At 46.1% G+C, this 15,325-nt stretch carries 12 protein-coding genes; 2 read left to right on the top strand and 10 right to left on the bottom strand.

Annotated features, from left to right (window positions below):
* Positions 1–2 precede the first annotated feature (2 nt).
* Positions 3–704, top strand: coding sequence for an orotidine-5'-phosphate decarboxylase (pyrF, locus tag R7Q47_RS12465; protein WP_017821659.1), 702 nt, complete (start codon positions 3–5; stop codon positions 702–704).
* A 499-nt stretch (positions 705–1,203) separates the two neighbouring features.
* Positions 1,204–3,042, top strand: coding sequence for an extracellular solute-binding protein (locus R7Q47_RS12460; RefSeq protein WP_318089083.1), 1,839 nt, complete (start codon positions 1,204–1,206; stop codon positions 3,040–3,042).
* 60 nt (positions 3,043–3,102) lie between these two features.
* On the opposite strand, the gene R7Q47_RS12455 is transcribed toward R7Q47_RS12460, so the two are convergent.
* From R7Q47_RS12455 to dsrO, 10 genes are all read right to left on the bottom strand, one after another.
* A complete protein-coding gene (locus R7Q47_RS12455; RefSeq protein WP_005376679.1) occupies positions 3,103–3,342 on the bottom strand; it encodes a hypothetical protein in 240 nt (79 codons plus the stop codon).
* Between the two features lie 206 nt (positions 3,343–3,548).
* The gene (locus R7Q47_RS12450; RefSeq protein WP_031778929.1) at positions 3,549–4,322 is read right to left on the bottom strand and encodes a hypothetical protein; all 774 of its coding nucleotides are present in this window, start codon (positions 4,320–4,322) and stop codon (positions 3,549–3,551) included.
* A 102-nt stretch (positions 4,323–4,424) separates the two neighbouring features.
* Complete coding sequence (locus R7Q47_RS12445) at positions 4,425–5,003, bottom strand: membrane integrity-associated transporter subunit PqiC (RefSeq protein ID WP_017821657.1); 579 nt, start codon at positions 5,001–5,003, stop codon at positions 4,425–4,427.
* Complete coding sequence (gene pqiB, locus R7Q47_RS12440; RefSeq protein ID WP_017821656.1) at positions 5,003–6,649, bottom strand: intermembrane transport protein PqiB; 1,647 nt, start codon at positions 6,647–6,649, stop codon at positions 5,003–5,005. The genes R7Q47_RS12445 and pqiB overlap by 1 nt, the downstream gene beginning before the upstream one ends.
* Entirely contained in the window at positions 6,642–7,973 is a 1,332-nt protein-coding gene (locus tag R7Q47_RS12435; RefSeq protein WP_213962771.1) for a paraquat-inducible protein A, read from the bottom strand. Before R7Q47_RS12435 ends, pqiB begins: the two co-directional genes overlap by 8 nt.
* Positions 7,974–8,276: 303 nt before the next feature.
* Positions 8,277–9,329, bottom strand: a complete 1,053-nt coding sequence (locus R7Q47_RS12430; protein ID WP_248486866.1) for a c-type cytochrome — start codon at positions 9,327–9,329, stop codon at positions 8,277–8,279.
* Between the two features lie 8 nt (positions 9,330–9,337).
* Complete coding sequence (locus R7Q47_RS12425; protein ID WP_395221151.1) at positions 9,338–9,901, bottom strand: c-type cytochrome; 564 nt, start codon at positions 9,899–9,901, stop codon at positions 9,338–9,340.
* A 277-nt stretch (positions 9,902–10,178) separates the two neighbouring features.
* Positions 10,179–13,271 (bottom strand): tetrathionate reductase subunit A, encoded by a 3,093-nt coding sequence (locus R7Q47_RS12420; RefSeq protein WP_248486862.1) that lies wholly within the window; start codon positions 13,269–13,271, stop codon positions 10,179–10,181.
* A 17-nt stretch (positions 13,272–13,288) separates the two neighbouring features.
* On the bottom strand, positions 13,289–14,419 hold the full coding sequence (gene nrfD / locus R7Q47_RS12415) for an NrfD/PsrC family molybdoenzyme membrane anchor subunit (RefSeq protein ID WP_154205163.1): 1,131 nt from the start codon (positions 14,417–14,419) through the stop codon (positions 13,289–13,291).
* The gene (gene dsrO, locus R7Q47_RS12410) at positions 14,416–15,183 is read right to left on the bottom strand and encodes a sulfate reduction electron transfer complex DsrMKJOP subunit DsrO (protein ID WP_005376699.1); all 768 of its coding nucleotides are present in this window, start codon (positions 15,181–15,183) and stop codon (positions 14,416–14,418) included. Before dsrO ends, nrfD begins: the two co-directional genes overlap by 4 nt.
* Between the last annotated feature and the right edge of the window lie 142 nt (positions 15,184–15,325).

The following is a 15,325-nucleotide window of genomic DNA, read 5'->3' as shown; positions in this document are numbered from 1 at the left end:
AAATGATCGACCAAAAAGTTATTGTCGCACTGGATTATGATAACCAAGCAGATGCACTTGCGTTTGTAGATAGAATTGATCCTGCGTCATGCCGACTAAAAGTTGGCAAGGAGATGTTTACGCTATTTGGTCCTGATTTTGTACGTGAACTCCATAAACGTGGTTTCTCTGTATTCCTAGATTTAAAATTTCACGATATTCCAAACACCTGCTCGAAAGCAGTTCGCGCTGCGGCTGAAATGGGTGTATGGATGGTGAACGTACACGCGAGCGGTGGTGAGCGTATGATGACGGCATCACGTGAAATTCTTGAACCATATGGTAAAGATCGTCCACTTCTTATCGGTGTAACGGTACTAACCAGTATGGAACAAAGTGATTTAGCTGGTATTGGTTTGAATGTTGCGCCTCAGGAGCAAGTTATTCGTCTAGCAACCTTGACCAAAAACGCAGGTTTAGATGGCGTGGTATGTTCAGCGCAAGAGTCCTCACTACTGAAGAGCGAACTAGGCCAAGAATTTAAATTAGTGACCCCTGGTATTCGACCTGCTGGTTCAGAACAAGGTGACCAACGCCGTATCATGACGCCAGTAGACGCTATCCAATCAGGTTCAGATTATCTTGTGATTGGTCGCCCTATCACTCAAGCGTCAAATCCTGCAGAAGTGCTGAAGTCGATCAATGAGAGCTTATCTAAAATGTAAGCACTGTCTCGATTGTATGGAGAAAAGTGAGGCTAAGATGCCTCACTTTTTATATCGAATGAAAATACTGATCGCGGTAAACAACCATTCCTTTTAACCAGCTATGTCTGATCATTTACTCGCTGTAACTGGTATATCGGGGCCAATTGAGATAAAGGTTCTGCGGTTTATTCTGAGTAAAGTAGGGCTTGGTACTATGCTGATCACACTTTTGTAACATAACTCACTGTGATGCCTCGAAAATGCAATCATGTGTTATTGATGGCTTGCGTTACAAATATCTAAAGAATACTATGGCGAAGATGCATTCACTGCGTTGTAAGGTCTAGGATGACCTAGTGAAACTCTTTGAAATTAATATAGAAGCTGGCAGGACGTCACTTCATATTACGTTCCTATTATTTCCTATCTGCGTATTTTAAATCGCAGCTTTCTGTGAGCTTTCACACGCTGTCTTCCTTGTTACGACCTTAGTGCGCAAACACAACAAGGAAGAAACATGACTAAAAAACTGCCATTTTCAGTACTAGCAACACTGACCGCTGCCAGTTTTCAACTGAGTGCGGCAGAATTGCCAGCTGATATCGAATGGATTTCAAACAACAACGAACCTCTATTTGCCTCTGAAGAAGCGGTACGAGGTGGCACCTATCGCACTTACATTCAGAGCTTTCCGCAAACATTACGAAGTGTTGGTCCAGATGCGAACTCAGGTTTGCGCCAATACTTAATGGATGGTTCACCAAAACTGGCTCAGCGTCATCCAAATACTGGCAAATGGATCCCTCAACTTGCTAAGTCATGGGCATTTGGAGAGGACAACAAAACCGTATTCTTTAAACTCGACGAAACGGCCGAGTGGTCAGATGGTGAAAAAATTACAGCAGATGATTACGTCTTTATGATGAAGTACTACACGTCAAAAGACATTATCGACCCGTGGTATAACGACTTCTTCACAAACGGTATTGTGAGTGTTGAAAAAATTGATGACTACACGATCAAAGTCAATCTTGCTGTAGCTCAAAGTCATGACTCACTTATGGTTATGATTAACATGCCAAGTAATGGTTTTCAGCCTCGTCCTGAACACTTCTTTGAAGGAGAAAAGGACGCAAATAACGATGGCATGCCTGATAACTTCGTCAGAAAGTTTAACTTTAAATCTGAGCCAACCGCAGCGCCTTACTACATTGATCAAGTGAAGAAAGGTAAGAGCGTGACATTCAAACATGTCGGTGAAGATTGGTGGGGATACAACAACCGCTACTATAAAAACCGTTATAACGTTGAAAAGGTTCGCATTAAGGTGATTCGCGATCCTGATATTGCCATGAAGCACTTTGAGAAAGGCAACTTAGACTACTTTGAGATGGTGCTACCAAGCTTTTGGCATGACAAAACCAATAGTGATGTGTACAAAAAAGGCTATATCCAAAAGTACTGGGGCTTTAACGAAGCACCGCAAGGAGCAGGTGGTCTTTGGATGAACACAGCGATGCCGATGTTGGATAACCTAGAAGTGCGTAAAGGTGTTATGGCAGCCACTGACTATGACGGCATGATTGAAAACATCATGCGTGGAGATTATTCACGTAAACCGCATGGACTCGGCTTTGGTCATGGCGAATACGATGATCCTAACAATACACCGCCAAAGTTTGATGCTGATGCGGCGGTTAAACACTTCGAAAAAGCGGGCTTTGACAAAGTGGGCGCAGATGGTATTCGTATTAACGACAAGGGCCAACGCTTGAGCTTTGCTATCACCTATGGATACAACTCTTGGACACCGCGTATTGCATACCTGAAAGAGCAAGCGAAACTTGCTGGTCTTGAGTTCACGTTAAATTTGGTGGATGGCTCATCTGCGTTTAAATACATTCTTGAGAAAAAGCATCAGCTAGCGTTTTTGAATATGGGCTCTGGTGAGATCCCTGCGTATTGGGAATACCTACACTCGGATAATGCAAATCGACCACAAACGAATGCTCACACCAACTACAGCAGCCCTGAGCTAGACAAGTTAATTGAAGCGTATGATTCTGAGTTTGATCAGGAGAAGCGTTACGACTTGTCGCATCAAATCCAAAACTATGTCAGCAAAGCGAACATCATCGTTCCTGGCTACATGGTGCCTTATTCTCGAGTTGCTCATTGGCGCTGGGTTAAAATTCCTAAAAACGGCATGACAAAAGCGACAGAATGGGTGCTTCATCCAATGGATATCGGTAATTTCTGGATTGATAACCAAGTAAAAGAAGAGACAGAAGAAGCGATGGACGAGGGTAAAACCTTCCCAGAATTAACGGTAATTGATGATCGTTACAAATTGTAAATCAGTAGTTTAGATAGAAAATGATAGCCCCGGTAATGAATTTTATCGGGGCTTTCTTTTTTACTTAATAAGGTAAGACGCTTCTAAAAGGTAGGTTTTTGCATCACCAAGCAAAGAGAACGCTTTATCGATGGTTTTAAATCGATCATCAAGCGAGTCGCTTGATATCAGCTGGCTGAATGTTTGCAACGAGAAAGCTTCGTTTGCTTTGAAGAACTGATGTACGTTTTCAAGCTGCACTTTATGAATATGCTCCACCTTATTTAGGGCGGTGGTTAAATCGGAAATGTTAATCGACATTGCTATTCGGGAACCTTATCAACAAGACCTATATGAGGTCATAGAGTGGGGTTTTATATTTTGTGACAGAGAGTAGCACCGAAGAGCAATTTATAGTCTGATGAAGATCAATTTGCCTTATTTAAGCATCTGTAACGTGGCACTAGACGTGTACCTAGAGTTGGTACAAGTTACAACGCTTGAATATAGGCTAGGGTTCAACCTAATCAAAAGTAAAAGCCAAGTCCGACTAAAAGCCCTTGAGAAGCCGTATCATATTCAAATACCTCTTCATTTTTGTAATCGACCCAGGTCGACTTGTAAGCTAAGTTGAGATCAGACCATTCGTTAAAGCTATAACGAACACCAGTTTGAATGGCATAAGTGAAGTGAGTATCGTTGCCAAGTCCGGCGTCGATGCTGGCATGAAATCGCCAGTTTTCGCTCAATTCATCAATGAGTCGCAAGCCAACTAAAAAATCGACCCAATCTTCTTGTAATGACAGTCTATCTTCTAGTACCCGGTTGTCATTACGATACAGCTTGCCGGTGATGTCATTGTCCCACCAACGTAATCCAAACATATAATCCAGTTTACCAAATGAATATTGTTCGCGTTGGAATGCCTTTGCTTCTAGAACACCTTGCCGTATTTCGATGTCCGCACGATAACGAGCGTTAGGCAGAGCGCCCTTGATATTATTAACATCACCACTTAAGTTCATGAAACTATAATCTATGTAGTAGCCCCACTTACTTTGGTAAATACTCTCGAATCGCAACATCGCCCCAATATCGAGGTGGTCTACGATGAACTTAGGATCGACATCCACCTCTGATGAAAAGCGACCAATACTGGTATCCCCGTGGATATTCAGTCCTAGCATGTACACTTCTATGCTATTTCGCCAACGAGATTCTTGTGTCTCGGCTGAGAGCGCTACTGATGTAGGTAATACAAGAATGAGTGAGGAGAGTGATAGCAGGTTACATGGTTTCATCCAATTTCCTTTTCGGCTTTTCGTCAGCTTTCAGCTTAGTAGAAGTCGCTACACTCTGCATAAAAAAGGGAAGCAACTTGCTTCCCTGTAATTAACATTGACTTAGAGTTGTTTGGCAATGTCTGAGGTTAGGCTTTCTAAGCCTATGGATAAAGCGTTGACGAGCGCTTCATAGCCCTCATCTTGAAGCGGCTGTGAGATTTGTATTGGCGCGCTGTTTTCTACCTTACCTTCGGCATTAATGAGTAACCATTCCCCCTCAATTTCGATATTACCTTTGTAGCTGCCATTAAATTTATTTAACGTAAGCTGGAGTTTGGCTTCACCGCTTTGATCCAACAGATTATTCATTTCAGTCGGCCAGTAATGACTTTGCTTGTGACGTAGTTCCGCGACGACTCTCTGAGTGATTTGCTCAGAAATACTGTGCGCCCATTGATTGTGCTTCGCCTGAATAACTTGGGTCTCAGAGGTTCGATAAACAATGCCATTATCATTCAAATAACTCGCCAATGTCACTGGACGAACAACTAAAGTTGGGCGCTGAGCGATATCAGAAGAGCTCAGCGTCACTGGTTCCGCCTTAGGTAGAAGGTACATAGCTCCTTTAGTTTGCGGAGCGCTACTGCAACCCGTTAGACCGACAAATAGCGCGATAGACAGAAAGAATACTCGTTTCATTAGTTTTTGCCTTTAACTGGTATTGGGTCACTGATTTCATCTTCTCCAAACACGAGAGAGTTTGGCTTTTCGTTTAGCTGTTTAAGTACGGGTTTAAACTCTGTCATCACGCTTTCTAATTCTTTTAGCGTGGCTTCCATTTCGCTGTACATGGTTGAGTTGGGCCCATAACCATCGAGTGTTTTTTGTAATTGCTGTAAGCTTTGGCGAATATCTGTTGGGATCTCTTGCGTCTCTTTTTGATTCAAAAGTTTATCAATACTGTCCGCCACGCGTTCTGCTGAAGCTAACGTTTTTTCGGACGTTTTTAACGTTGAATTGAGAGAGTCTAGTGTTTCTTCCATTGGTAAGTTATTAATCTTATTTAGGAAGTCGTTCACTTGGCGCTGAACCTGCGCAAAACCACCACGCATGGTTGGGAAAACATCTAAATCAGCAAACTTACTCGGTACGTAAGGCTCGTCGTTTGGATAGAAGTCGGCGTCAACATACAGTGCGCCTGTTAATAAGTTACCTGTTTTTAAAGTACCACGTAGGCCTTTAGCAAACTCACTCTTCAATTTATCTTTTAACATTGGTAAAGATTGGGATTGGAAATCGCCATAAACACGGCCGAGCTCGATACGTACCAATACAGGGATTTTTTTCGCAGAAAAGTTCTCTTCTGGGGTTGGAAGTCGCATTGGTACACGCATCACAGTACCAATTCTCAAGCCTCGATATTCGACAGGTGCCTTACGTTTAAGTCCTCGTACCGATTCATCAAAAAGCATAACGAATTCAATATAATCATCGTACATGCCTTCTCGAAGTTGTTTAATATCATCGTACAAGCGGAAGTTGACCATATTTTCAGTGAGCTGTTCACCGGATTCAAGACCTGGAACGGTATCGAAGGTAACACCACCCGTTAGCATGCTCTCTAATGAGCCAAACTTGACTTCGAACCCTTCAGCGTTGAGCTGTAAATCTACGCCAGAATTCAGCCAGAACTTGGTACGAGTGCGCACTAAGCTGTCATAAGGCTTGAAAATAAAGAGTTGGTATAACGCTTTGCGAGTGTCAACATCAAAGCTGGTTTTCTCTACACGACCAACCGTAAAGCCTTTATAAATGACGGGGTCACCAACGCCTAGCTTACCAGCCTCGCGGTGTGTTAACACAAGGCGTAACCCCTCTGCATCAGGAGAGGCCACTGGGGGAACATCTAAGACCGTAAAGCGCTCTTTCTCTATCTTAGATTTACCCGGTTGAAGTTGGATGTAAGCGCCAGAGAGCAAGGTCTCTAAACCTGAAACGCCATCACGGCCAATACGAGGCTTCACCACCCAAAACATGGTGTCATCTCGCAGCATGCGTTCTGCATCCTTGTTCATTTGTGCCTTAGCGATGATGTGATCGTAATTTTCACTGAGAGTGACTTCAGTAATCAGTCCGACTTTTACATTCAATGCTCGGATTTCGGTTTTGCCAACCTCAATCCCATCTGCGGTTGGCAGTTGGAGAGTAATTTGTGGGCCTGTACTGTTGATATATTGGAACAGCATCCACGCTCCCATGGCTAGCGCAAGGATCGGGACAATCCATATCGCAGAAATCTGCTTTTGCGGTTTTATTTGAGCGGTTACGTTGTTCTCATCACTCATATTTGGCTTTCTCGTTTAAGTTGTCAGAAATCGGCTCCTGCACTTCGTTTTGTGGCAATTGCCACAACAAACGTGAGTCAAATATCATTGCAGAAAGCATAGTAAAAATGACCACTGCCGCGAAAGAGAGCGCAGCAGGACCTGGATAAATCGCCATTAAGTTTTGCAGTTGAACCAGTGCAACTAAGATCGCGACGACGAAGATATCGATCATAGACCAACGACCAATAAACTCAGTTATGCGGTAGATCTTTAAGCGTGAAATACTCTCTTCGTGCGGAAGATATCGCGCTTTTTGCGCATTGTAATACAGCCACGCGAGTGCCAGCATTTTCGCCATTGGAATGAATACGCTAGCAAAGAAAATTACCATCGCAATAGGGTAAGAACCTAAATGCCAAAGCAATATTACCCCCTCCATGATAGTTGAACCTTCTGCATGTCCAAGGCTTACGGTGTACATCATAGGGTAGAGGTTTGCAGGGATATAGAAAATGATTGAAGCAAACAAAAGCGCCCAAGCTTTTTGTAAATTGTCTGCGGGGTTGTATTTGTGAATAGGGCTTTTACAACGAATGCAGTGTTGGTGTTTTTTAGCTTCAATAGGGTTGAGCTGGTGACACGTATGACAACCAATATGGTTGTGGTTATGGTGCGTATCACCCTCTTTTACATCAGATAGCTCGATAGCTGGAATAAAGTGCCCCCAGAGCCAGCTTTTGTCGACCATTGATATGCATTTGACTACCAGAACGGTATATACACAAAACGCCCAGAATGAAGTGCCCATGCCTATGTCTGCGAGGGAAGCTATTTTAATTAAGCTGACCAACACGCCAATCAAAAATACATCCACCATTAACCAGGGTTCGACTCGAAACAGAAGACGGCATAAAACTTTTGCCATTCGTTGCTGCTTTTTAGAGGGGGTATGTTTACGTGCTTTTAATGCTTCAAGGTGAAGAAAGAGAATGAGACCAACATAGATTGCAGGCAAAACGATAACTGTTGCGAGTAGCAGCACACCCAAAAGCACATTTTGAAACTCAGCCAGCATTTTGGCAGCGTGCAACAAGGTGATTTCTTGCGACAACCCTTGCACGCTGAACGACATAAAAGGGAAAGAAATGCTTAGCACTAACATGATCAAACATGCCGATGATATGGCGATCACGCTTTGGTAAGGCTTGGCATTCACTTTAGTCAGCGAATGCGAACATCGAGGACATTGTGCTTTTTGCCCCTGTTCGATATCGGGAATGCGAACAACAAGGCCGCACTCTTCGCATGAAATTAACTGACGGGAATTAGGTTGAATACTCATCGGGTAGGTTTTAGATTCATTTGCTTTAAGAATACTCTTTTTTCACTAGGCACGCTTGTTTTGATTCAGGAGTTTACGAGTTTCTTACTTCTGGCATTAGAGCATATGGGAGATCTAAGACATAAACGAAGTCGCGTTTGGTACAAGATTTTACGGCGAAGATGAGTATGTTGGAAGCCGAAAGTAATATGATGTTGCTTGTTTATTGGAGGGGGTAACTACTTGTTTTTAAGGGTAAGTAACCCTGCCCAGATAATCTGAGCAGGGAAAAAGAGCATTTTATTTAAGGTGCTTAGTTGTACTTTACTTGACCGTTCCGCTCTTAAAGGCATTGGAGCCGACTTGCGTACCGTTGAGCGTTTTGCCGTAATAGCCTTGGTGCTGGTGATATTTCTCCGAGTTTGCGGTGACATTGCCTTTGAATCGAGGATCTTGTGGGCGCTCATGGCTGTTAACGTATGCTGCGACATCCCAAGCTTCTTGCTCTGTCAGCTGGACACTTTTCCCAAGCGGCATGTTTTCGTAAATAAAATAGGCCGCTGTGTTAATCCGGTGCATACCTGCGCCCCAGTTATACGCATATTCGCCCCAAAGTGGTGGAATGTATGAGTGGCCGTTGGTGTCTTTGATGCCAGAACCGTCGGCGCGATGGCAAGTTTCACAGTTCTTTTCGTAGACCAGTGCGCCTCGCTCTATTGATGGTTCTTGCTCAGGGGCGTTGATTTTTGGGTAGCCACGCCCAGAGAGATTACCCCGCTTTTCAATTGGTAATGCTTGTGCGATGGCTTCGGGCAACGGGAAGTCTTTTGCTTTTCCACCAATTTGCAACGCTTTTGCGTCTAGCTCTGGAATGGGTTCATCCGCCATACCATGTTTGTCAAGCAAACCGCCCATCGCTAACCAGTAGGCGTAAGCACTAAGTGCAACAATTTCTGGCGAATCGTAAGCGGGCGCTTTACCGTTCATGGAATACTCGAAACAACCCTGGATACGGTCAGCATAGCTGTTTACGCGATCGTTTTTCTTACGATATGCCGGGTATGCCATGTAAGCTGCCCACAGTGGCGCAGCGTTTGCTTTTCGTCCTGCCTCCATATGGCAGTTCACACAGTTTTGTTCGTTGCCAACGTATTTTCCGCGCATTTGTTGTGAGTTAACAAAGAGCGAGTAACCGCGTTTTACTTGCTCACCAAATGCGGTGTTTGGGATTGTGCTGAGATCACGCGGTTTTAAGTATTCACCGTGCTTTTCTTTTTCTATCGCAGGTAGCTCTTTCTGGCGGTCCGGTAATGGAGCGTTAGCTAGTACGAGCGTAGAAATGAAAGGCAGTGCGAACAAAGAATAGAAACGTTTCATGACTGCTCCTAGTAACGTAATGAGGCAAAGTAGTAAGCAAGATTTTCGATCTCTTTGTCAGTGAGATTTTTTGCGATGGCCCCCATCATATTGAGCGGGTCACCACTGCGAGTGCCGTTTTTCCATGCCATCAATTGCGTTTTTAAGTAATCAGCATGTTGGCTTGCGAGGCGAGGGAACTTGTCGACGCCCATACCGCTGGCTCCATGACAAGTTGCGCAAGCTGGAATATTTCTATCCCAATCGCCTTGGAAAATTAATTTACGATACGGGTTACGAATATCAGCTTGGTCGCCGCGTTGTTCTGGATTCGTGAACTCATAGCTCGGGAGGTTAGCAAAGTACTCCATAACTTCCTTCCGATCTGCGGGATCGCTGAGTTCCTTCGCCATGCCTTGCATGACCACATTTTGGCGTTCGCCACTAAGGAATAGTTCGATTTGAGTGTTGAGATAATTCGCGTTTAAACCAGCGATCATCGGCGCGATATTTGGCTGTCCCATGCCATCTTGGCCGTGACAACCGCTACATACGCTGGCTTTTTCCGGAATAGACGAGGCGCTTGCGCCCATAGTGGTTGCTAACAAACAGGCCACCACCACTGGAAGAATTTTTGACATGCTGACTCACTTTAATTTTTATTAATATGTCTAAGTGCTACTTGGTAGTCACTTGGACAATATTGTCGGCCTTGTCAATAATGAAAGGTATTGTGGATTTCCACATATTTAATAAGTGTAAATGGCCGTATTTGTTTTTATTGGTTGTTCTATAAGCGATAAAAACAAAGTGGTGAAGAGCTGCACAAATCGGCAGCTCTAAGTGGTAGAGACGTCTTAACGTGCGGCGTTACGCTTTGCGGATTTTGGCCGGCAAGGACTGACGTGCCGCCGCGCCCACGACCCAATCCAACAACACGCCTTTGCCTTCTCGAGTAGGGTCAATTAAGCCAATGTCGTTAATATTGACGCCATCTTGGCTGCGCGTTTTTACGGGTTGTTGTTTATCGCCGATCCAGTGCGAGCGTTGTCCTAGCTCGGTATGACCAAACCCATGTTCAAATCCGAGTGTGCTAGGGCGAATTCCGCTGACTATCATCGCAAGTGCTTTGGTGCTTGCAGATGGTGTCTCGATAACAAACTCATCACCCGTTTTAATGCCTGCGCGCTCGGCATCGATTGGATGGATGTACACTGGGTTTACGCTTTTAATCGAGTTCAACCTTGGCGATAGGTTGGATACCGCACTGTGAATGTTGGATTTAAAGTTCGTTAGGCTGAAAGGCCATTCTGAGCTTGGGAACTGGTCTTCCATTGGTGTGCCATCGGCCAGTTTTTGTGGATGCCATGTTGGGCAACCCGTGTAGAAATCACCGGTCATGGTGTTTCTTGCGCTGCCGACACGTTCATTCCATATCGCGACAGGTCGTGTCCATTTGTGCTTCATTTGCTCACCTTGATACGCTTCGGTTGCATTTTCAAAACGTCCACCGCGAGCAAAAATAAACGCCACACGTTTCATCTCATCCGCTGTCAGCGTCTTCTGCATGGCTGGCATTAAACGCTCTAGGCCGGACCACGCAATGTCTTCTGCCGAAACTTCAGGCACCCCGCCTTTCACATAAGCCAAGTTTGCCGCGGAACGTAAGTAGAAATCTTCAGCTCTGTGGAGAGCGAGCCAATTCCCTTGCGCATCTTGAATCGCGTTGTCACCAAAGCCGCCTAGTTGCATTTTCTTGGCGACATCAATCAAAAAGTTTTCTAAGCAAATCGAGCGACCGTCGGCGGTTTTCTCTGTTCGTGCTTCCACTATCGGCCAACGAGCGGTGACGGTTTTCACCGGAACGTCGTGCCAAGGCGTTGCCATACCCCAGCTTTCGTAGGTGACCGTGTCCGGCACAATATAGTCCGACAATGCGGTGGTTTCGTTAATGAACGCATCAACAGACACAATCAAACCGAGCTGCTTTGGATCTTTAAGCTTGTCTTCCAGCAGCGCTTTCAAACCGGGTACACCATACATTGGGTTCGCCATGTGATTGATCCACGCTTTAACGCGGTATGGATACCCATCAATAGCCGCAGATAGGTGCTCTGTCAGCAGTGGCGCGGCAAACGGATACCAAGGCGCGCGAGTTGGATAAGGGGATTCACCAGCCTCAACGCGACGTTTGTATTCGCTGGTTTTATGGTAGGGGAATTTACTGCGCGACAAAAAGACGCCTTTCGGGCCGACTTTGCCAGCAAATTTGGTGAAGTCGTAACGAGGGCCCGCAGCGGAAGTTGGGTAGCCACCCGCTTTGGCCATCGCGCCGCCTTTCATATTTATGTTACCAATCAACGCATTGAGCATCATGATGGTAAACGAGTTATAGAACCCATTGGTGTGCATGTTGCCACCGTGGGTATCGACCACCGCTTTTGTTCCGTGACTGGTGAAGCGTTTTGCTAGTTCAACAATTTGTTCGACAGGGATTTCACATTGTTGGCTGTAGAACGCAAGGCTGTATTTGAACGCCTCTTCTTTGAGTCTATGTAGAGACGATTTTACGCGCACTTCGCCCGATGCAAGCGAAACCGTTTTATCGACAAACAGTGCCGCTTCCTCAGCTTGGGTATGAACACCAAATTCGCCGCTTTGCTCATCCACGATGACGTATGGGTCGGAGTCAGACAACGCTTCGCCCTCGAATGGCAGATTCAAGTCCGACGCGCGTAAAAACGTGCCGTTTCTCGGGTGCTGATTATCGCTTATCACGAGATGCGTAGCATTACACCAGTGCGCGGTGCCGGCTCGTTTCATCGCGTTTGCCCCCGGCTGCGCCAAGAAGGTTTTGTTGTAGCGTTGGTTTTCGATGATCCACTGGATCATGCCAAGCACGAGGGCAGAGTCGGTGCCCGGTTTGATTGGTATCCAGCGGTTGTTGTCACCGGCAGCCAAGCTCGATGAACCCGCAGGCAAACTTGGCGTGATGATGGAGTATTCCAAGCCACCTTCTGTTCGCGCATTGGCGAGTTGGCGCGCCTGACGCTTAAAAGGGTTGCCAGCTTGCGCAGGCGACATACCGATGAAGATGATGTATTCCGCATTATCAAAGTCTGGCTTCAAATGTGCGTTCTTATCTAAGTCGTTCATAAATGCGCCGCTGCCAGCACGAAATGCGTAGCCGCAGTAAGAGCCGTGATGCCCAAAGTTACGTGTACCATAGCTGTTGAACGCGAAGCGTTTAAATATGTCGTCTCGGCCTTCGTTGCCGGCGTTGGTCATTAACAGTTGGTTGGCTTTCGGCCCATATTCTGGGTTTTCAGGATCAACGGGCGTTGTTAAATCGCGAATGTCGCGTAAGCCATCAACATGGCCTTCACCAAATAAATCACCACCTTCTACGACTTCTTCTATCAATTGCTCGTAGCTGATCGGAATCCATTTTCCTTCGCCGCGTTTTCCAACTCGTTTCAGTGGCTGAGTAATGCGGTACGGGCTGTTGCGAATTTCTAACATCCCATTGCCACGTGCGCATGCTGTTGAACGACCGTCAAGGCCCGCTTCTCCTGCCAAACTTAAATAAGCATCTTTGACTGGCGTTTCGAACGGCATGTGTTGCTGATGAGAGAGTGGGTGATATGGGTTGCCAGTAATGCGCAAAATCTCGTCGCTGCGGTTATCAATGCGTACACGCAATCCGCACAGTGACCAACAACCAAAACACATCGATGGTGCAACGCGCTGATTTGGATTAGGGATTAGGTTGCCTTTGCTGTTGACCGTGTACTCTGGTTCAAGCGAGTTACCGTGGTGAATATCACGCGTTTTTTCTCCCGCAGTGCCTTCGAGCGCACCCTCGACCATGTGTTTGGTGGTGGTGGCGTAACCCGCAGCGAATGCGCCAAGCCCACCCACTGCAATGCCTGATTTCAAAAACTGACGGCGTTTGTTATCCATGATGAAATCCTCTTTGATTAGCGTTCAGTTAAGGTGAGTGATGAGGCTTTTACTTCGATCTTTTGTTTTGGCTGAACCAGCTCCGAACCGAGCAGTGCCAGTGCAAGCCATAATCCGAGCATGCCGATAATGCCTATCCAGCCATTTCCATCCATAGTGAGTTGGTATGGATACAGCCCTGCATCGAACTTGGCGATGGTTTGCACTTCCATGATGGTAAACCAGCGAATCAGCCATGCACTTGCCAGTGCGGCAGCAGACACAAAACTGAGCCCTATGACGTGACGAAATCTGGCTGATGCGGACTTTTTGGTATCGCGCAAGAAGATGAAAGCGAGCAAAACACAACCTAAAACGACAAAAGTGAGCAGGGCAATGTTGTGCATCCATTGTTCGCTAGAATAGAGCGAAAATGCGGAATTGTTGGATGCCCAAATCGGTAGCAGTATCAGCGTTAATACACCGCTGGTAACCACTGATTTTTTAAGTAAATTAGTATCGCCAGATGTCAGCGTCTTTGACTGACTAGGCAGCAAGAGCCAAATCAACAGAGAAAATCCGACCGCGCTCATAAACGCAGTGACAAACCAAAGAACCGGCGACGCGGGTTGGTGCCATAAAGAGCGCGATTTAACGACTGCAATTTCAGCGCCTGTGTAGACTGCAATGGTGATGCCTGATAGCACCGTGATAACAGATACCATAAGCATGACTCTACGAGAGAGCGCCCAGTCACCCAGTGACAGCTTTGAAATTAGAGGCAGTACTTTCCCTGGCTGATTACGTAAGTTGATCAGATCCTCGCGGAGATACAGCCATGCAGTCACTACCGCTAAACCTGAGAAAACAGGCAAGAAAAGCGACCCTAAAGACATCCATGACCACGGAGTGATGTGTGCGTAAAAATGCCATGCGCGTCCCGGCTGGTGAAGGTCGCCAGTTAACGCTAATGGCCCCACGATGGCGCCGATGGCCAGCGTCAGAACAAGCGCAGCGCGCAGTCTGTGACTGGTGTGTTTTTCAAATAATAGGGCGATTAGGAATAAAACAGCAGCCGCATAAGCCGAACCGATGTAGAAGAAATACTGCACCGCCCACGGGAGCCAAGCCATCGCTTGAGGTTGGACTAACACTTCGGTGATGTTCATGCGCGATCTCCTTGTGGGTCGTAAATAGCAGGTTGTCCGTCGATGTGGCTGGTGAAGCGTTCATCCATGCCGATGTAAAACACGTGAGGCTTGGTGCCTTCATTGGGTTTTAGCACTTTGATATCGTCTTGGTGCTTCGCAATTAAGCGGCGGACTTCACTTGATGGATCATTCAAATCACCAATTACACGTGCTCCGCCAACACAGGTTTCCACGCAGGCAGGCAATAGACCTTTTTCTAGACGGTGAGCACAGAAGGTACATTTATCTGCGGTGAGCGTGTCCTCATTGATAAAACGAGCATCATAAGGGCAAGCTTGTACACAGTACGCGCAGGCGACGCAGCGACTGTTATCCACCATGACAATACCATCTTCGCGCTGAAAGGTTGCTTGAACCGGACACACTGCCACGCAAGGTGGGTTGTCGCAGTGGTTACAAAGGCGCGGTAGCATAAAGGCTTTTGCTTCTCGCGTGGCTGTAGAGCCATCATCTAACGTAACTTCGTATTGCTTTACGGTGGTTCGGAATTGACCAATTGGCGCTTGGTTTTCAATGCTGCAACCTACGGTGCACGCTTGGCATCCGACACATTTACGCAAATCTATCACCATGGCATAACGCTTGCCGATTTGTCCTTTTCGGTCAGCGGACTGGTTATTTCGAATAATGTTTCCCGCAGTTGCCGTGCCAATGCCTGCGACTGGAATTAACGCGGCTCCGGCTGTGACCGCGCTGAGAAAGCGACGTTTGGTGGAATCCATAACTCACCTGCTTTTTTGTTGTATTTGAATTGACTGATTCCATTGTGAGAAATGCACTGCGAGGCTTATATTGTGGATTTCCACATACCCAGATCAAACTTGATCTAAAACAAATGTGGTTTAGGGAAGGTAGCTGTTATTC

This window comes from Vibrio sp. Vb0349, assembly GCF_033338975.1.
Note: the sequence above shows the minus strand (reverse complement) of the source record. Positions and strands in the feature narration are given on the sequence as shown.